19 protein-coding genes are annotated in these 16,942 nt (G+C 70.4%); 4 read left to right on the forward strand and 15 right to left on the reverse strand.

Features of this window, described 5'->3' with window-relative positions; all coding sequences use genetic code 11:
- From AB0C27_RS55355 to AB0C27_RS55380, 6 genes are all read right to left on the reverse strand, one after another.
- A complete protein-coding gene (locus tag AB0C27_RS55355) occupies positions 1 to 1,647 on the reverse strand; it encodes an acetolactate synthase (RefSeq protein WP_357863247.1) in 1,647 nt (548 codons plus the stop codon).
- A 92-nt stretch (positions 1,648 to 1,739) separates the two neighbouring features.
- Positions 1,740 to 2,519, reverse strand: coding sequence for a DUF4097 family beta strand repeat-containing protein (locus AB0C27_RS55360; protein WP_357863250.1), 780 nt, complete (start codon positions 2,517 to 2,519; stop codon positions 1,740 to 1,742).
- Positions 2,516 to 3,172 carry a response regulator transcription factor gene (locus AB0C27_RS55365; RefSeq protein ID WP_357863253.1) on the reverse strand — a complete coding sequence of 219 codons (657 nt, stop codon included), beginning with the start codon at positions 3,170 to 3,172 and terminating at the stop codon, positions 2,516 to 2,518. Before AB0C27_RS55365 ends, AB0C27_RS55360 begins: the two co-directional genes overlap by 4 nt.
- Positions 3,163 to 4,323, reverse strand: coding sequence for a sensor histidine kinase (locus tag AB0C27_RS55370; protein WP_346110353.1), 1,161 nt, complete (start codon positions 4,321 to 4,323; stop codon positions 3,163 to 3,165). The genes AB0C27_RS55365 and AB0C27_RS55370 overlap by 10 nt, the downstream gene beginning before the upstream one ends.
- A gap of 136 nt (positions 4,324 to 4,459) precedes the next feature.
- Positions 4,460 to 5,179, reverse strand: a complete 720-nt coding sequence (bioD, locus tag AB0C27_RS55375) for a dethiobiotin synthase (RefSeq protein ID WP_357863257.1) — start codon at positions 5,177 to 5,179, stop codon at positions 4,460 to 4,462.
- A 25-nt stretch (positions 5,180 to 5,204) separates the two neighbouring features.
- Entirely contained in the window at positions 5,205 to 5,924 is a 720-nt protein-coding gene (locus AB0C27_RS55380; protein ID WP_346110351.1) for a GntR family transcriptional regulator, read from the reverse strand.
- Between the two features lie 487 nt (positions 5,925 to 6,411).
- On the opposite strand from AB0C27_RS55380, the gene AB0C27_RS55385 reads away from it, so the two are divergent.
- A complete protein-coding gene (locus AB0C27_RS55385) occupies positions 6,412 to 7,881 on the forward strand; it encodes a histidine kinase N-terminal domain-containing protein (protein WP_346110350.1) in 1,470 nt (489 codons plus the stop codon).
- Positions 7,882 to 8,053: 172 nt separating this feature from the next.
- Here AB0C27_RS55385 and AB0C27_RS55390 read toward each other — a convergent pair whose 3' ends face one another.
- Together AB0C27_RS55390 and AB0C27_RS55395 are read right to left on the reverse strand one after the other, a co-directional pair.
- Positions 8,054 to 8,308, reverse strand: a complete 255-nt coding sequence (locus tag AB0C27_RS55390) for a WhiB family transcriptional regulator (RefSeq protein WP_346110349.1) — start codon at positions 8,306 to 8,308, stop codon at positions 8,054 to 8,056.
- 269 nt (positions 8,309 to 8,577) lie between these two features.
- Entirely contained in the window at positions 8,578 to 9,555 is a 978-nt protein-coding gene (locus AB0C27_RS55395; RefSeq protein WP_346110348.1) for a diacylglycerol kinase family protein, read from the reverse strand.
- Positions 9,556 to 9,644: 89 nt separating this feature from the next.
- Between AB0C27_RS55395 and AB0C27_RS55400 the strand changes: the two genes are divergently transcribed.
- A complete protein-coding gene (locus tag AB0C27_RS55400; protein ID WP_357863262.1) occupies positions 9,645 to 10,028 on the forward strand; it encodes a hypothetical protein in 384 nt (127 codons plus the stop codon).
- A 6-nt stretch (positions 10,029 to 10,034) separates the two neighbouring features.
- Here the strand turns inward: AB0C27_RS55400 and AB0C27_RS55405 are convergent, their stop codons facing one another.
- The 3 genes from AB0C27_RS55405 to sodN form a co-directional block, all read right to left on the reverse strand.
- Positions 10,035 to 10,814, reverse strand: a complete 780-nt coding sequence (locus AB0C27_RS55405) for an RNA polymerase sigma factor SigF (RefSeq protein WP_346110346.1) — start codon at positions 10,812 to 10,814, stop codon at positions 10,035 to 10,037.
- 17 nt (positions 10,815 to 10,831) lie between these two features.
- Positions 10,832 to 11,269, reverse strand: a complete 438-nt coding sequence (locus AB0C27_RS55410; RefSeq protein WP_106252184.1) for an anti-sigma factor — start codon at positions 11,267 to 11,269, stop codon at positions 10,832 to 10,834.
- Positions 11,270 to 11,397: 128 nt separating this feature from the next.
- Entirely contained in the window at positions 11,398 to 11,799 is a 402-nt protein-coding gene (sodN, locus tag AB0C27_RS55415; RefSeq protein WP_106252185.1) for a superoxide dismutase, Ni, read from the reverse strand.
- Positions 11,800 to 11,888: 89 nt separating this feature from the next.
- Here sodN and AB0C27_RS55420 point away from each other — a divergent pair, with 89 nt between their 5' ends.
- A complete protein-coding gene (locus AB0C27_RS55420; RefSeq protein ID WP_357863267.1) occupies positions 11,889 to 12,206 on the forward strand; it encodes a S24 family peptidase in 318 nt (105 codons plus the stop codon).
- A 53-nt stretch (positions 12,207 to 12,259) separates the two neighbouring features.
- Here the strand turns inward: AB0C27_RS55420 and AB0C27_RS55425 are convergent, their stop codons facing one another.
- The 4 genes from AB0C27_RS55425 to AB0C27_RS55440 all read right to left on the reverse strand — a co-directional run bounded on the left by AB0C27_RS55425 (position 12,260) and on the right by AB0C27_RS55440 (position 15,241).
- The gene (locus tag AB0C27_RS55425; RefSeq protein ID WP_357863269.1) at positions 12,260 to 12,691 is read right to left on the reverse strand and encodes a CGNR zinc finger domain-containing protein; all 432 of its coding nucleotides are present in this window, start codon (positions 12,689 to 12,691) and stop codon (positions 12,260 to 12,262) included.
- Between the two features lie 118 nt (positions 12,692 to 12,809).
- A complete protein-coding gene (locus tag AB0C27_RS55430) occupies positions 12,810 to 13,553 on the reverse strand; it encodes an amino acid ABC transporter ATP-binding protein (protein WP_357863272.1) in 744 nt (247 codons plus the stop codon).
- The gene (locus AB0C27_RS55435) at positions 13,550 to 14,377 is read right to left on the reverse strand and encodes an amino acid ABC transporter permease (RefSeq protein WP_357863275.1); all 828 of its coding nucleotides are present in this window, start codon (positions 14,375 to 14,377) and stop codon (positions 13,550 to 13,552) included. Before AB0C27_RS55435 ends, AB0C27_RS55430 begins: the two co-directional genes overlap by 4 nt.
- A 3-nt stretch (positions 14,378 to 14,380) precedes the next feature.
- On the reverse strand, positions 14,381 to 15,241 hold the full coding sequence (locus tag AB0C27_RS55440; protein WP_357863278.1) for an ABC transporter substrate-binding protein: 861 nt from the start codon (positions 15,239 to 15,241) through the stop codon (positions 14,381 to 14,383).
- Between the two features lie 274 nt (positions 15,242 to 15,515).
- On the opposite strand from AB0C27_RS55440, the gene AB0C27_RS55445 reads away from it, so the two are divergent.
- A complete protein-coding gene (locus tag AB0C27_RS55445) occupies positions 15,516 to 16,727 on the forward strand; it encodes an NADP-dependent malic enzyme (RefSeq protein WP_357863281.1) in 1,212 nt (403 codons plus the stop codon).
- The last annotated feature ends 215 nt before the right edge of the window (positions 16,728 to 16,942 follow it).

A 16,942-nucleotide genomic window follows, 5' to 3' on the forward strand; every position in this document is an offset into this window, starting at 1 on the left:
TCAGACCCCCGTCGTGTTGCGGGGGTAGGCGACCTGCGGGTCGGTGGCGATGTTCACCATGTACGGCAGGCCAGAGTCGAACGCCCGGCGCAGGGCGGGGCCGATCTCCGACGGCTTGGTGACCAGCTCGCCCCCGCCGCCGAGGGCCGTCACGACCTGGTCGTAGCGGCACTGCGGCTGCAGCTCGGCCGCGACGTCGTAGCCGTACAGCATCTGCATGGGGTGCTTCTCCAGGCCCCACATGCCGTTGTTGCCGCAGATCATCACGACGGGGAGCCGGTGGCGGACGAGGGTGTCGACGTCCATCAGCGAGAAGCCGGCCGCGCCGTCGCCGAGCAGCAGCACCACCTGCGAGGACGGCCTGGCCAGGCGGGCGGCGATGGAGTAGCCGAGGCCGGTGCCGAGGCAGCCGTAGGGGCCCGGGTCGAGCCAGTTGCCCGGCTGCTTCGGCTCGACGTACTTGCCGGCGTAGGAGACGAAGTCGCCGCCGTCGCCGATCACCACGGCGTCGTCGGCCAGGACCTTGCCCAGCTCGCCGTAGATCCGCATGGGGTGGATCGGGTCGGTGTCGGCCGCGAGCAGCTCGGCGTCGCTGGCGATGGCCGCGGCGGCGCTCTCGGACAGCTTCGACACCCACGAGGCGTACGCGTCGGGCTTGACCCCGGCCTCGCCGCAGGCCGTTCCGAGGCTCCAGAAGACCACCGACAGGTCGCCGGCGGCGGAGGCGGCCGGCTGCATGTGGGTGGTCAGCTGCGAGGGCGCGTCGGCGATGTGCACCACCCTGGCCAGCGGCGCGCCCTCCTTGCCGCCGAACCAGCCGTAGCCGAGCCGGAAGTCGAGCGGCGTGCCGACCACGATGACCAGGTCGGCCTGGGCGAAGGCCAGGCCGCGGGCCCTGGTGACGAGCAGCTCGTGCCCTGAGGGCAGGATGCCGCGGCCCTGGCCGTTGGGGATGACCGGCAGCCGCCAGGTCTCGGCGAAGTCGCGGGCGGCCTCCTCGGCGCGGTCCATCCACACGTCGGAGCCGTAGACGAGCACCGGCCGCTCGGCCTCGGCCAGCAGGCGCGCGATGCTCGCCAGGGAGTCGGGGTCGGGTTCGAGCGGCGAGGGGCTCTGCGTGCGCACCTCGTGGAGCGGCGACGGCGAGAACAGGTGGTCCATGTAGACGTCGAGGAAGACCGGGCCCCGGTGCGGCGCGGTCGCCGTGCGGAAGGCCACCTCGACCTCCTGGCCGACGGACTCGGCGTCGGACGCCGTGAACGCCAGCTTGGTGATCGGGCCGAGCAGCGGCGGGTGGTCCATCTCCTGCAGCGCGCCGCTGCCCCAGCGGGACTGCGGCGCCCGGCCGCCGAGCACGACCACGGGCGAGCCGTTGAAGTGGGCGGTCGCGACACCGCTGACGCCGTTGGTGATGCCGGGGCCGGCGGTCAGCACGGCCAGACCGGGTCTCCTGGTCAGCCGGGCCGTCGCCTCGGCGGCGAACACCGCGCTCTGCTCGTGGCGTACGTCGAGGATGCGCATCTCCTCGTGCACCGCGCCGTCGTAGAGGGGGAAGACGTGCCCTCCCGACAGGGTGAACATGGTCTCGACGCCATAGGCCTTGGACACGGCGACGGCGGCGTCACCGGCGTGCTTCGCAGACTCCATGCCGGGGAACTTACCAATGAGTCACAAGAGTAAACAGACCTTCGGCGACGCGTAGATCATCGCGGGGATCACCGCTGGGATCACCGCGGGGATCATCGCCGGCAGCAGACGCTCACCATGCCGTCGGTCGTGCCGGCGACGATCTTCTTCGAGGAGGTGGCGCTCCGCCTGACGCCGACCGTGGTGTTGACGCCGGTCGCCTTCACGTCGTAGACGCCCCCCGGCACGTCGAGGGCGACGTCGCCGCTCGTCCGCACCACGGCCTTGACGCTCGACGGCACGGCGGTGAACAGCAGCTTCACGTCGCCAGAGCCGACCTCCACGTCGGCGGTGTTGCCCGACAGTCCGGCGCCGTCGACGTCGCCCGTGCCGGTCCTGGCCCAGACGTCGCCGGAGATGGCGGTGAGGCGGACGTCGCCGGACACCGAGGTCACGCGGATGTCGGAGAACAGCTCGTCGACCGAGAGCAGGCCGCCGACCGTACGGGCCTCCAGGTCGGTCTCCGGCGGCACCGACAGCCGGTAGTTGGCCAGGCACAGCGGGCCGTCCGGCTGGTCGGAGCCGGGGCAGGCGGCGTCGAGCCGCAGCGTGGCCGTCTCAGCGTCCCAGTCTTCCGTGACCGTCGGCCGTTCGCGCGACCAGTGCAGCTCCCGATCGATCCGCAGCTCGCCCGCCTGGCCCGCCACGACGTCCAGGTTGACCTGGCCCCGGCCGGTCCTGATGTGCACCTGGCCGTCCTCGAACGGGATGGACCTGCTGGTGAAGTCGGTCGGCATCCTGGCTCTGGCGAACCCGTCCCAGATGCCGATCGTGGAGATCATCAGCGCGATCACGGTCGCCACGGCGCCGCCGGCCAGCCACGCGGCTCTCACGGCAGGCTCCTGATCTTGAGGAACTGCAGCACCGCCAGGACACGCCGGTGATCGCCCTCGGCGGGCGGAAGGTCGAGCTTGGTGAAGATGTTGCCGATGTGCTTGCCCACGGCGCCCTCGCTGAGCACCAGGGCCTGCCCGATGCCGGCGTTGGAGCGGCCCTCGGCCATCAGCTTGAGCACCTCGTGCTCCCTCGGCGTCAGGCGTTCGAGCGGGTCGCTGTTGCCGCGCAGCAGGAGCTGGGCCACGACCTCTGGATCGAGCGCGGTGCCGCCCGAGGCGACCCTGCGCAGCGCGTCGATGAAGTCGGCCACGTCGGCCACCCGGTCCTTGAGCAGGTAGCCCACGCCGCCGGTCGCGGCCGAGGCGAGCAACTGGGCCGCGTAGCGCTCCTCGACGTATTGAGAGAGCACCAGGACGGCCAGCTTCGGCTGCTGGCGGCGCAGCACAAGCGCGGCCCGCAGGCCCTCGTCGGTGTGTGTGGGCGGCATCCTGACGTCGGTGACGACCAGCTCGGGCCGGTGCTCCTCGGCCGCTCTCAGCAGCCCCTCGGCATCGTCCACGGCCGAGACCACCTCCATGCCGGCGGCGTCGAGGAGCCGGATCAGGCCCTCGCGCAGCAGCACGGAATCCTCGGCCAGCACTACTCGCACGGCAAGTCCACCTCGATCGTCGTCGGTCCGCCCAGCGGGCTGGACAGGCGCAGCGACCCGTCGACGGAGTCGATCCGCTGGGCCAGGCCGCGCAGCCCGGTGCCGCCCTCCATTCTGGCCCCGCCGCACCCGTCGTCGTAGACGAGCACGTGCAGCCGGTCACGCTCGCGCCGCACGCTCACCTCGGCCCGCGTGGCCGCCGCGTGCTTGGCGATGTTGGTCAGTGCCTCCGACACGGTGAAGAACGCCACCGCCTCGATCGTCGGAGTGGTCCGCCGCTCGATGTCGACGCGGAGCTTGACGGGGAAGGGGGCGCGGGCGGCGACGCCGGACAGCGCCGCGTCCAGGCCCTGGTCGTTGAGCACGGCGGGATGCAGGCCGCGGACGAAGTCGCGCAGCTCCTTGAGCGCCTGCTTGGCCTCCTCGTGGGCCTGCTCGATGGCCTCGCGGGCCGGCTCGGGCAGGTCGGTCAGGGTGGCCCTGGCCAGGCCCAGGTTCATGGCCAGGGAGACCAGCCGCTGCTGGGCGCCGTCGTGCAGGTCGCGCTCGATCCTGCGCCGCTCGGCGTCGGCCGCGTCGATGACGCCGGCCCGGCTCTCGGTCAGCGTCTCGATCCGCTGCCCCAGCTCGGACCGGCTCGGGCCGAGCAGCGTACGGGCGACCGACAGGTCCAACGCCGCCATGCCGCGCGCCAGCACCGGGGCGAGCAGCAGCAGGGCGGCCCCGATCAGCATGAAGACGACCACGACCCGGTTGTCCCTGAGGTCGAAGAGGAACTCCAGCGGCGGCCGCTGCACCTTCGCCGGCAGGAACGCCAGGAGCCCCACGATCGCGCCGCCCCACACCACCGCCACCAGGAACGCCCCCGCCAGGCTCACGAACGGCGACAGCAGGTGGTAGCCGATCTGCCGCCACGTGGCCGGGCTGCGCCAGCTCCCGGGGGAGCGCACGGGCGGGATGTGCGCGCGCTGGAAGGCGTCGAACCTGGAGCGCTGCACGCCGGTGAACACCGGCACGGCCCGCTTCAGCACGGGCGGGACCGGGGCCAGGATGAGCGTCAGCCCGCCGAGCAGCACGCCGACCGGCAAGCCGATCATCACGTGGGCCGTGTCGAGCCACGCCCGCGCCGACCACGGGCGGGGGACTTTCATGTCGTCAACGGTATTGACCGGGGGCGCGGACGGGAAATGGGCCTGGTGTGCTGGTCCATGGTGGGGTTAGCCCCACCATCGTCGGTGGGTCGGTGGGTCGGTGGGTCGGTGGGCCTGGGGCCTGGGGCCTGGGGCGTCAAAGGCTGTAACGCGCCCTGAACTCCGCCGGGTCGAACGCGCCGCCGAGCGTGGCGCCCAGCCCCTCGCGGGCCGCCTCGGCGAACGCCTGCCGGTCACCCAGCCCGCCGGCCCCCTCCCGCAGTGCCCCCGCCAGCGGACGCGCGGCCAGCATCTCCAGGTCGGCCACGCTGCTGCGCTCGGCCGTCCCCGGCGTGCCGGGCCAGCTCCCGATGACGATTCCGGCCAGATCGAGCCCCCGGTGCGCGAGCGCCTCCAGGGTGAGCGCGGTGTGGCCCACGGTGTCGCCGCCCACGCGCACCACGACCAGCACCTGCGCCCGCAGCGTACGGGCCAGGTCGGCCACGGTGGCGCCGTCGTCGTCGTAGCGCTCCAGCAGCCCGCCGGTGCCCTCGACGACCACCAGGCGGTTGCTGTCGGCCAGCTCGCGCACCAGCTCGGCGGCCCCGTCGAGCGACACCGGCGGGGTCCCCGCGACGCGGGCCGCCGCCGCGGGCGGGAGCGCGCAGGGAAAGCGGCCGAGCTCGAACGTGGTGCTGATCCCGGAGAGCCGGATCACCTCGTCCACGTCACCGGGTGCGCCGGCCGCCGCTCCGGTCTGGGCGGGTTTGACCACGGCCGCCGCTGACCCGCGGGCCCGCGTCAGAGCGGCCAGCGCGGCCGCGACCACGGTCTTGCCCACGCCCGTGCCGGTGCCCGTGACCACGATGATGCTCATGTTCCCAGCGTAGGAGCATGATCGGTCAGGGACGGCGAAGGCGGGTGACGAACTTGTAGCGGTCGCCGCGGTAGAGCGACTGGGCCCATTCGACGGGGTTGCCGTCGGCGTCGAAGGCGTGGCGGGTGAGCAGCAGCATCGGCAGGCCCACGTCCACACCCAGCGCCTTGGCGTCGTAGGGGGTGGCCAGGACGGTCTCGATGATCTCCTCGGCGTCCGTCAGCCGTACGTTGTAGGCGTTGTGCAGCGTCTCGTACAGGGACGCGTGCACCTCCAGCTCGCGCCGCAGCCGGGGGAAGCGGCGCGCGGACAGGTGGGTCGTGTCGATCGAGACGGGCTCGCCGTTGGCGAGCCTGAGCCGGTGGATGCGCAGCACGCGCCCGCCAGGGTTGATGGCCAGCCGGCGCGCCAGCGCCTCGTCCGCGGTGAGGTAGCCGATCTCCAGTATCTTCGTGTCCGGCTCCAGGCCGGCCGTGCGCAGATCCCCGATGTACGACGTCAGCTGCAGCACCTGCGCGACCTTGGGCTGCGCCACGAAGGTTCCCTTGCCCTGGATGCGCAGCAGCCGCCCCTCGACCACGAGCTCGGTCAGCGCCTGCCGCACCGTGGTGCGCGAGGTCTCGAACCGGACGGCGAGCGTGCGCTCCGGCGGCAGCGCCGTGCCGGGAGGGAGGGTCTTGGTGAGTTCGAGCAGGGCCCGTTTCACGTCGTAGTACTTCGGTACGCGGGGGCTGTCGTCGCTCACGCTCTCACCTTCACTTCTGCCACGGCGGTGAGGGCGTGTCTGATCACCGCGAGATCATCGGAACTCACTTTGGCCCGAGTGGTCAACCGCGGGCTTGCACAGCCGACCGGCGCCGTGCGCGTACGGGTGCGGGCACGCGCGGATCCGGGCAGCTCAGGTTGATGGTGAAGGATATCCACAGCAGCCTGCGCGATCGCAACCGAGGCGGGTTCGCCCGTCGTGTCGCGGCTCGGCCACCTGACCGTGTGGATCACCTCCGGCTCGCCGCTCAGAGTCACGTCCCGGATGCGGGACGGCATCGGCGGTGTGATGGTTCTCACAGTATGAGATTTCGGGAAAAGTCCAGCTAGGTGGGACAGTGCCGTATCAGCGCTCAACATGCGAGTGAGCCGTTGTGCGGCGCCGTACGATTCCGTCGGCGCAGGTCAGAGGGGGTCATGCGCGGGCCGGTTTGGTTGTTGCGGGGAAAAGCACGCATGATGCAGTCGTGCCGACTCTCAGCGACCTCGTAGCCCGCCACACCGCGCTCGACGAGGCGGATCTCGACTGGTTGCACTCGCTGGTCTCCGACTGGCAGCTGCTGGCCGACCTGTCCTTCGCCGACCTCGTCCTGTGGGCGCCGCTGCTGGGCGAGAACGGCTGGATCGCGATCGCCCAGATGCGCCCTACGACCGGCCCCACCGTCTACCACGACGACATCGTCGGCAGCGTGGCCGCCAAGGGCGAGCGCCACCTCATCGACACGGCCTGGAACGAGCGGCGCATCTGCCGTGAGGGCGATCCCGACTGGTCCACCGGCGTCCCCGTCAGGGAGGAGACGATCCCCGTGCGCCGGGCGGTCGAGGGCGGCGAGGCCCGCTTCCTCGCGGTCATCCAGCGCTCCACCAACCTGTCCTCGGCCCGCACGCCGTCCAGGCTGGAGCTGACCTACCTGCAGAGCGCCTCCGACCTGGCGCAGATGGTGGCCGAGGGGCGCTTCCCGTTCTCCGGCGAGGAGCCGATCCTGGTGCGCTCGCCCCGCGTCGGCGACGGGCTGCTCAGACTCGACCGGGCCGGCCGGGTGACGTACGCCTCCCCCAACGCGCTGTCGGCGTACCGGCGGCTCGGCCTGCACGCCGACCTGGTCGGCGCAGAGCTGGGCCGGGTCACCGCCGCGCTGTGCTATTCGGACGAGCCGATCAACGAAGACCTCATGATCGTGGCCAGCGGCCGCGCGGCCAAGGAGACCGAGGTCGAGTCCGGCGGCACGATCGTGCAGCTCAGAGCCATCCCGCTGATCGTCGGCGGCGGCCGGATCGGCGCGCTGGTGCTCATCAGGGACGTGACCGAGCTGCGCAGGCGCGAGCGCGAGCTGATGACGAAGGACGCCACGATCCGCGAGATCCACCACCGGGTCAAGAACAACCTGCAGACCGTCGCCGCCCTGCTCAGGCTGCAGGCCAGGCGGCTGCAGGTGCCCGAGGGCCGCGAGGCGCTCGAGGAGGCGGTCCGCCGGGTGGGCTCGATCGCCATCGTGCACGAGACCCTGTCTCACGCGCCCGAGGAGTTCGTGGACTTCGACGAGATCGCCGACCGTGTGTTCGCCATGGCCGGTGAGGTGTCGTCGCCCGAGGTGGCCGTCACGCCCCGGCGGGTGGGGGTGTTCGGCGTGCTGCCCTCGCTCATCGCCACGCCGCTGGCGATGGCGCTGACCGAGCTGTTGCAGAACGCGTTGCAGCATGGGCGGCCCAAACGGCTGGAGGTGGTGGCGGAACCCACGGCTGAGCGGCTCACCGTGACCGTCTGGGACGACGGGCTCGGCCTGCCCAGCGGCTTCGACCTCGACAGTTCGACCAGTCTGGGGCTGCAGATCGTGCGCACGCTGGTGGAGGGAGAGCTGTCCGGGCGGCTCACCATTGAGCCGCGCCTGGAAGGCGGCACGGAGGTCGTGCTGTCGATCCCGCTCCCGTCCGGCTGACGGCGCCGCACGCGCGGGGCCGCCGTACATCGGGGGAGAGGGCCGGCCGCTACAGGTCGGCGGTCGGTCGGTGGATCGGGGATCCGGCCCACGCCGAGGCGGGCCGTGCCGGCTCGTGGCCGGGTCGTTCGGCTGGGTCGTGCGGGTTGTGCGGTTGGGTCGTGCGGCTGGGTCAGGCCGTGAGGCGGGCGCGGGTGCGCGCGGAGCGGCGCTTGAGCGCGCGGCGCTCGTCCTCGCTCAGACCGCCCCAGACACCGGCGTCCTGGCCGGACTCCAGCGCCCACTTCAGGCACGATTCGACGGCCGGGCAGGAACGACAGACCTGCTTGGCCTCTTCGATCTGCATGAGTGCGGGGCCGGTGTTGCCGATCGGGAAGAACAACTCGGGGTCCACGTCACGGCAGGCAGCTCGGTGGCGCCAGTCCATGCGTCCACTCCTTAGTAGATGGAGCCTCTGGTCGGCTCCGTGCGGCTACTTTGTGAAGAGTTTCACTAACTTGCGCGAACAATTACCCGGCTCCGTGTGTGGACCGGGCTTGCCCGCTGACGGTCAGGTCAGAACCTTGGGGTGTTAAAGGTCCTACCTTCCGACATCCCTGAGCTTTTCAGCCACGGAGAGTGCACGCAAGGGGGTTGACGGGAAGTTTTGGCGGTTATGGATGTCGGATGCGTCACACAATGACCGAATGTAACCAGCTAGACCAGCACTTGTAACGCGTTCGGGGTAGACCGGAAAGTTACTGATTCGCGTTCGCCCAGGTAGTCGCCGTCCAGTTGAAAGGCCACCGGGCGTTGCGCGGTGAGCGTGAACTCGGCCTCGTCGTGGAGCTGCACGAGGTTCCGGCCGGACGGAAGAATGTCACTCTCCGTAAGGATATGACGAATGACTCCGGCGAGCGTCATCGGGCCCATCCGGCGCAACCCCAGGAGGTCGAGCCCCGTCTCGAAACTGGCCCAGGGGGTCGGGCGGACGGGCTTGCTGCCCACGTACGTCCACGGTGAGGTGTTGGAGATGATCGCCATGAAGACGCCTCTGGCCGCCGGGATGCCGGGACCGGTCACCGTCATCGCGGGATGCCGCTTGTCCGTGGCCAGATAGTGCCTCAGGGCCGTGTTCACATACCGTGTGGGGGTAGCCTTACGGCCGGTGCCCCGCAGGCCCTCCACGGCCCGTACAACCTCTGCGTCGTATCCCATCCCCGAACAGAAGGTGAAATATCGGGACTGGCCCTCCCAGAGTGCCTGCCCCAAACCCACCGTCCTGCGCCGGCCCTCCCTGAGCGCCTCCAGCACGACTCCGGTGGACTCCGTCGGGTCGTTCGGCAGGCCGAGCGCGCGGGCGAAGACGTTCGCGCTGCCGCCGGGGATGACCACGAGCGCCGGCCGGCCCGCGCTCGGGTCGTCGGTGTACTCGTTCTTGAGCGGGGTCGCGTCGCCGTTCACGGGGTTCAGCAGGCCGTTGACGGTCTCGTTGATCGTCCCGTCGCCGCCGAGCACGGCGACGACGTCGTAGCCCTTGGCCCGGGCGGTCGCGGCCAGCGCCGCGGCGTGGCCGCGGTAGCGGGTCTCCTCGACGGCGAGCTGCACCGCCGCGCCGAGCGCGCGGATCAGCACGTCCCGGGTACGGGCGTTCGTGGTGGTGGCCTTGGGGTTGACCAGCAGCATGGCGCGCATATCGCCAGCGTAGCCGGTGAGGTTGTCCGGCTTATCGGCCGAACGTCCCGTTTCTCGGGGCAACCGGCCCGGAGGGTAGGGTACGGACCGTGAACGGTCGCCCGCTTACCCTTCTCATCGCCGCCGCGGTAGTCGCCGTGGAGGGCCTGGTCGCGCTCGGGCTCGGCGTCTTCGTCGCGGTGGAGACCCTGACCGGGACACCCGACGACATGACCTCCGCCGTGGCGGAGGCGGTGTTCGGGCTGCTCGTCGGCGCCGGTCTGCTCTGGGTGGCGTGGGGCGGGCTGTTTCAGATGGAGCGGTGGGGGAGGTCGCCGGCCGTGGTGACCCAGATCTTCATGCTCCCCGTCGGCGGGACGCTCATCACGTCGGACCTGCCGCAGCTCGGCATCCCGCTGATCGTGGTGGCACTGGCGGGACTCGCGACGCTGCTGGCGCCCCCCACCACCCATGCTCTCTACGGCGACGGTTAGTCGCGGTCAGTCGTCGGCGGTCAGGCCTTCGCGCAGCTGGGCCAGGGTGCGGGCGAGCAGCCGCGAGACGTGCATCTGGGAGATGCCCAGCTCGGTGGCGATCTGCGACTGCGTCATGTTGCCGAAGAAACGCAGCAGCAGGATGCGCTTCTCCCGCGGCGGCAGCCGTTCGAGCAGCGGTTTGAGCGACTCGCGATATTCGACGCCTTCGAGCGACTCGTCCACGATGCCGAGGGAGTCGGACACCGCGGGGGCGTCGTCGTCACCTGAGTCGGGCGCGTCGAGGGAGACCGTGGAGTAGGCGTTGGCCGACTCGAGCCCTTCGAGCACCTCCTCCTCGGTCATCTTCAGGTAGGTGGCCAGCTCGGACACGGTCGGCGCGCGGCCCTCACGCTGCGACAGGTCGCTGATCGCCTTGGTCAGCGAGAGCTTGAGCTCCTGCAGCCGGCGCGGCACGCGCACCGCCCAGCCCTTGTCGCGGAAGTGCCGCTTGATCTCACCGACGATGGTGGGCGTGGCGTAGGTGGAGAACTCCACACCGCGGTTGAGGTCGAACCGGTCGATCGACTTGATCAGACCGATGGTCGCGACCTGGGTGAGGTCGTCGAGCCACTCGCCCCTGTTGCGGAAGCGGCGAGCCAGGTATTCGACCAGGGGAAGGTGAAGCTCGACCAGCTCGTCCCTGATGCGCTGGCGGCGCGGCTCCTCGGGGCCCAGCTCGGCCAGCTCGGCGAAGAGCATGCGGGCGCGCACCCTGTCGGGCACGGCGTGTTCGCTCGTGGCCATGGCTCCAGTCCTTTCCGTCACGCCGGCCCCGCCGCACTGTGGGCCGCGCCTCGGCGCTTGCGCAGGACGATCGCCATGCGATCAGGAGAGTCGGTCACGGCGTCCACGTCGTCGGCCAGGGCGGTCAGCACCATCCAGGCGAAGTCGTCACGCTTGGGCGCGGAGCTGCCGACGGTGGCAACCTCGACCCTGACCTGCATCTCCTGCCCGGTGAGCTCGAACTCCGCGGTCAGGTCGGTGCCGGGCACCGCCTCGCTGAGCAGCATCGCGCAGGCCTCGTCGACCGCGATCCGCAGGTCCTCGATCTCGTCCAGGGTGAAGTCAAGCCGCGCCGCCAGTCCGGCGGTAGCCGTACGCAGCACAGACAGGTAGGCACTCGCCGCGGGGAGCCTGATGCTCACCACGTCACGGATGCCGGCCACGCCTTCTGCGCGCGTCTCGGTTTCCTCGGTCACGTTCCTCCTCGCGAATCCGACGCTGACTGCAACTTACCGCCCCTGAGCGGTGCTTGGACTATTCAGACTCGCCATCAACGGAAAAGGCTCTGCGCGGCCTGCCGCCACGCAGAGCCTTTTGTGCCGTTTTAGGCGGCCTTGGTCTCCCAGAAGATCTTCGAGATCTCGTCGATCTTGCCCAGCAGGTCCTCGGCCTTGGCCACGTCGACGGTGCCCTTGGCACCCGCCGCGCCGGCCAGCTTCGTGGCGTCCCAGAAGAGCTGGTGCAGCTGCGGGTACTGCTCCAGGTGCGGCGGCTTGAAGTAGTCGGTCCACAGCACCCACAGGTGGTGCTTGACGAGCTCGGCGCGCTCTTCCTTGATGGTGATGGCGCGGGCGCGGAAGACCGGGTCCTCGTTGCCTGCGTACTTCTCCATGATCGCCTTGACCGACTCGGCCTCGATGCGGGCCTGAGCGGGGTCGTAGACGCCGCAGGGCAGGTCGCAGTGGGCGGAAGCGACATGCTTGGGTCGTAGCAGTCGTGCGAGCATCAGAAAATCCTTCCTGGATGCTGAATCAGCTTGGTCCACAACCGACCTTACTCGTGTCTCAACACCTGCGGACTAGGGGGTAGCGGCCGATGAGAGTGCGTGTCGAGGGCGACTCGATGCGGCCGGCGCTGGTGCCGGGCGACTGGCTGCTCGTACGGAGGGGCGCCGCGGTGCGTCCTGGCGACCTCGTGGTGGCCCGGCTGCCCGGCGATCCCGATCGGCTCATCGTAAAACGGGCCCAGTGGCACGGGGCGGACGGGTGGTGGCTGGAGAGCGACAACCAGCGGGCCGGCGGGCGCAGGGACAGCTGGGACTTCGGCCCTGTGGAGGACATCGTGGGCCGCGTGGTGCTGCGTTACTGGCCGTGGCGGCGACGGGGCGGGAAACGGGGCGTGAAACGGGGCTGAGCAGGCTGTGGGGTCCGCGTGGAGACCGCGGGGGAGCGGCGCTGAGGGGCCGTTCAGGGGGCTGGGGCGTCGTTCCTGCGGCGGGCGCGGAAGGCGGCCACGTTCGCGCGGCTGGAGCAGCGGGCCGAGCAGTAGCGGCGGGAACGGTTGGAGGAGGTGTCGAGGAAGGCCAGGCCGCAGTGCGGCTCCCGGCAGCGGCCCAGCCGGTCCACGCCCAGCTCGGCGACGACCGCGGCCAGGCCCATCACGGCGGTCGCGGCCGGGTCGTCGGCCAGGTGCAGGTGCCAGGGGCCGTCGTGGTCGGAGAGCTGGGGGCGTACGGGATAGCGCACGAGCAGGGCGTTGAGCAGCCCGGCCACGGCCCGGTCGTCGCCGGCCGCGTCGAACACGCCGGCCAGCTCGTCACGCAACCGCCTGAGCTCGGGCGGCGGCTCGGGATCGTTGGCCAGCCGGACCGCCCACTCGGCGTAAGAGGTGAGGTCCATCCCGATCCATTACAGCAGAGGTGGGCAGGCCCGGCGAAACAGGCGGCCGGGGCTCCGGCATGCCGGTGAGCGGTGGCCGGGGCGCCCGCGTTCGACGCGGGCGCCCCGGCCGCGGCGCTCAGCCCTCGGGGTGCAGGACGCGGTGCAGGAAGGCGCGGGTGCGCTCCTGCTGCGGATCGCCGATCACCTGGGCGGGCACGCCGTCCTCGACGATCACTCCGCCGTCCATGAACACCACCCGGTCGGCCACCTCCCGCGCGAAGCCCATCTCGTGGGTGACCACCAGCATGGTCATCCCCTCCTCCGCCAGCTTGCGCATGACGGTGAGCACGTCGCCGACCAGTTCGGGGTCGAGCGCCGAGGTGGGCTCGTCGAAGAGCATGAGGTCGGGGTTCATGGCCAGCGCCCTGGCGATGGCCACGCGCTGCTGCTGGCCGCCCGAGAGCTGGCCGGGCAGGGCGTCGCACTTGGCGCCGACGCCGACCTTGTCCAGGTTCTCCCTGGCGACGACCTCGGCCTCCTTCTTGCCGCGCTTCAGCACCCGCCGCTGGGCGATCATGACGTTCTCCAGCGCCGTCATGTGCGGGAACAGGTTGAACTGCTGGAAGACCATGCCGATGCGGCGGCGTACGGCGTCGATGTCCACGTCGGGGTCGGTGACCTCGACGCCCTCGACGAACACCTTGCCCCTGGTCGGCTCCTCCAGCAGGTTCACGCAGCGCAGCAGGGTGGACTTGCCCGACCCCGAGGGGCCGATGACGCAGACCACCTGGCCGGGCTCGACGGTCATGTCGATGCCCTTGAGCACTTCGTTCCTGCCGAAGTACTTGTGCAGGTCGCGCAGTTCGATGGCGTGTGTCATCGCGTCCTCCCCTTTCGCCCCTCCAGCCGGGAGGCGAGATAACCCAGCGGGATGGTGACGATCAGGTACGTGATGCCGGCGACCATGATGGGCGTGGCGTTGGCGTACTGGGAGGCCAGGTCGTTGCCGAACTTGGCCAGCTCGACGTACTCGCCGGACACCCCGAGGAACAGCACCAGCGACGAGTCCTTCAGCAGCGACACGAACTGGTTGGTGGTCGGCGGGATGACCATGCGGATCGCCTGCGGGATCACCACGGTGACCTGGGCCCTGGTGGCGGACATGCCCAGGGACCTGGCGGCCTCCGTCTGCCCCTTGGGCACCGCTTGCAGGCCCGCGCGGAAGACCTCCGCCTGATAGGCGGCGCCGACCAGCCCGAGCCCGAGTATGCCCTGTCCGTACGTGCCGCCGGGCACCTGGAAGCCCGGCAGCGCCAGCGGCAGGAACGTGATCATCAGGAAGATCAGCAGCGCGGGCAGGCCGCGGAAGATCTCGATGTAGACGATCGCGATCCACCGGTACGGCAGGACCTGCGAGAGCCGCATGAGGGCCAGCAGCAGCCCGAACACGAACGCGAAGAGGAACCCGCCCACCGTGTAGATGATCGTGTTGCGCAGCGCGACGGTGAACAGGTCGGGCAGTGCCTCCTTCGCCACGTCGATCTTGGCGAAGTTCTGGGCGAGGCTGCCCCAGTCGGCGTACAAGGCGACGGCGACGAGCGCGAGGACCAGCACGATGTACTGGACGCCGCGGCGCACCTGCTGCTTCTTCCGGGGGCTGAGCCTGGCGCGGCCAGGCTCAGCCGTCTTCGGCTGGTCGGCCATGGATCAGCTCAGCTCGCCGGGCTTCTTGCCGAACCACTTCACGTAGATCTTCTCGTAGGTGCCGTCCGCCTTGGCCTTGGCGATCTCGTCGTTGATCGTCTTCAGCAGGACGGGGTCGGCGCCCTTCTTCAGGCCGATGCCGTACTGCTCGCCGGTGTCGAGGCTGCCGATGAGCTCGAACTTGGCGGCGACCTCGGGCTTCTTCAGCCAGGTGAGCACCACGGGCAGGTCCTGCACGATCACGTCGGCCTGGCCGGCCTGGAGGGCCAGCAGCTCCTTGGAGGAGTCGGCGTACTCGGTGGGGTCGAACCCGTTCTTCTTGACGTAGTCGAGACCGGTCGTGCTGGCCTGGGCGCCGAGCTTGAGCCCCTTGGCCTTCACGTCCGCGAGCGACGTCGCGCCCGTGCCCTTCTTGGCCAGCAGGGCCTGCGTGGCGTCGAAGTAGGGGGCGGAGAAGTCGATGTTCTTCTGCCGGTCGGGAGTGATGGTCATGCCGGCCGCGGCGACGTCGCACTTGCCGGCCGCCATCGCCGCGCCGCTCTTGATCACGGCGAAGTCGATGTCGACGATGTTCTGCTCGACGCCGAGCTTCTTGGCGGCCAGATCGACGATGTCCACGTCGAACCCGACGATCTTGCCGTCGGCGTCCTTGAACTGGAACGGCTCGTACGGGATGTTCGTGCAGACCGTGAGCTTGCCGGGCTGTACCAGCGTGGCGCCGCTGCCGCCGGCGGCGGAGGCGCTGGCACTGGTGGTGCCGGAGCCGGAGCTGGACTCGCTGCCGCACGCGGTCAGGGCGAGAGCAGCCGTCAGGGCGAGCGCGCCGACGGCGTAACCCCGGCGGCCCTGGGGACTGAGGGCCATGTACGGCCTCCTCGAAGTGAAATGCCACGAAACTTGCGTTTTGTGCAGTTTAAATGGCTTTTGCTGCGGTCCGTCATCGGGCGTTTAACGATGCGTCAACAGAACGGCGTCAGGCCCGACACCGCACCGATCCCGACACCATCTCACCATGTGGCACTATGGGGAGACGGGTGACCCCCGAACCCCCTCACGAGACGCTCGGCGAGGGGTTCCTGGCAGCTACAGAAGCCAGCCCGCTCGCGCACGTCGGCCGAAGGTTTACTTCCCGCTACCAATGACTCCAGGGGTCGCTGTGGCTGCCACGCCCGCTTCTGCTGCTTCCATCGACACACTCGATCAGGACCCGGCCTTCGCGCTGCACCGCGGAGGCAAGATCGAGATCCGCTCCACGGTCCAGGTCCGCGACGCCGACGACCTGTCCCTCGCCTACACGCCCGGCGTCGCCCGGGTCTGCTCCGCCATCGCCGAGACTCCCGCCCTGGTCAACGACTACACCTGGGCCTCCAGGGTGGTCGCCGTCGTCTCCGACGGCACCGCCGTGCTCGGCCTCGGCGACATCGGTCCCGCGGCCGCCATGCCCGTGATGGAGGGCAAGGCGCTGCTGTTCAAGGAGTTCGCGAACGTCGACGCCGTCCCCATCTGCCTCGACTGCACCGACGTCGACGCGTTGGTCGAGACCGTGGTCCGGCTCGCGCCCTCGTTCGGCGGCATCAACCTCGAAGACATCAGCGCGCCCCGCTGCTTCGAGGTCGAGGAGCGGCTGCGCGGCCTGCTCGACATCCCGGTCTTCCACGACGACCAGCACGGCACCGCCATCGTGGCGCTGGCCGCGCTGCAGAACGCGGCCCGCGTGACCGGCCGCTCGCTCGGCGACCTGCGCGCCGTCGTGGCCGGCGCCGGCGCGTCGGGCGTCGCCGTCACCCGCATCCTGCTGGAGGCGGGCATCGGCGACATCGCCGTGGCCGACTCCAAGGGCATGATCTACGACGGCAGAGAGGGCCTCAACCCGGTCAAGCAGGCGCTGGCCCGCGACACCAATCGGGCGGGACACACCGGCTCCACCGAGGAGGCCCTGGCCGGCGCCGACCTGTTCCTCGGGCTGTCCGGCTCCACCGTGTCCGAGGACGCCATCGCCTCCATGGCGCCGGACTCCATCGTGTTCGCGCTGTCCAACCCCACCCCCGAGGTGCACCCCGAGGTGGCCGCCAAGCACGCCGCCGTCGTCGCCACCGGCCGCTCCGACTTCCCCAACCAGATCAACAACGTGCTGGCCTTCCCCGGCGTCTTCCGCGGCGCCCTCGACGTGCGGGCCAGCACGATCACCGAGAACATGAAGGTGGCCGCGGCCACCGCGCTGGCCGGCGTGGTGGGCGACGACGTCTCGCCGACGTACATCATCCCGAGCCCGTTCGACGAGCGCGTGGCGCCCGCCGTGATCGCCGCCGTGTCCGCCCAGGCCGTGGCCGACGGCGTCGCGCGCGTCTGATCCCGTACCACGGCGAGCGGGGGCCTTTCGGCCCCCGCTCGTTCTTTTCTGCAGCTCGAAGGGGCATTCGGAATACCCGATCCGGCCGTGGGTAGGTCACGTCTCCGTCCAGGGGCGCGGGGGGGGGCGGGGGGTGGGCCGCGCCGCCGGGGGGGGGGGGTGGGGGTTGGGGGGGGGTTTGGTGAGGGGCGCAAACAAATAATAAAGGGGGGTTA

Source organism: Nonomuraea sp. NPDC048882 (assembly GCF_040649755.1).
Lineage (GTDB): Bacteria > Actinomycetota > Actinomycetes > Streptosporangiales > Streptosporangiaceae > Nonomuraea > Nonomuraea maheshkhaliensis.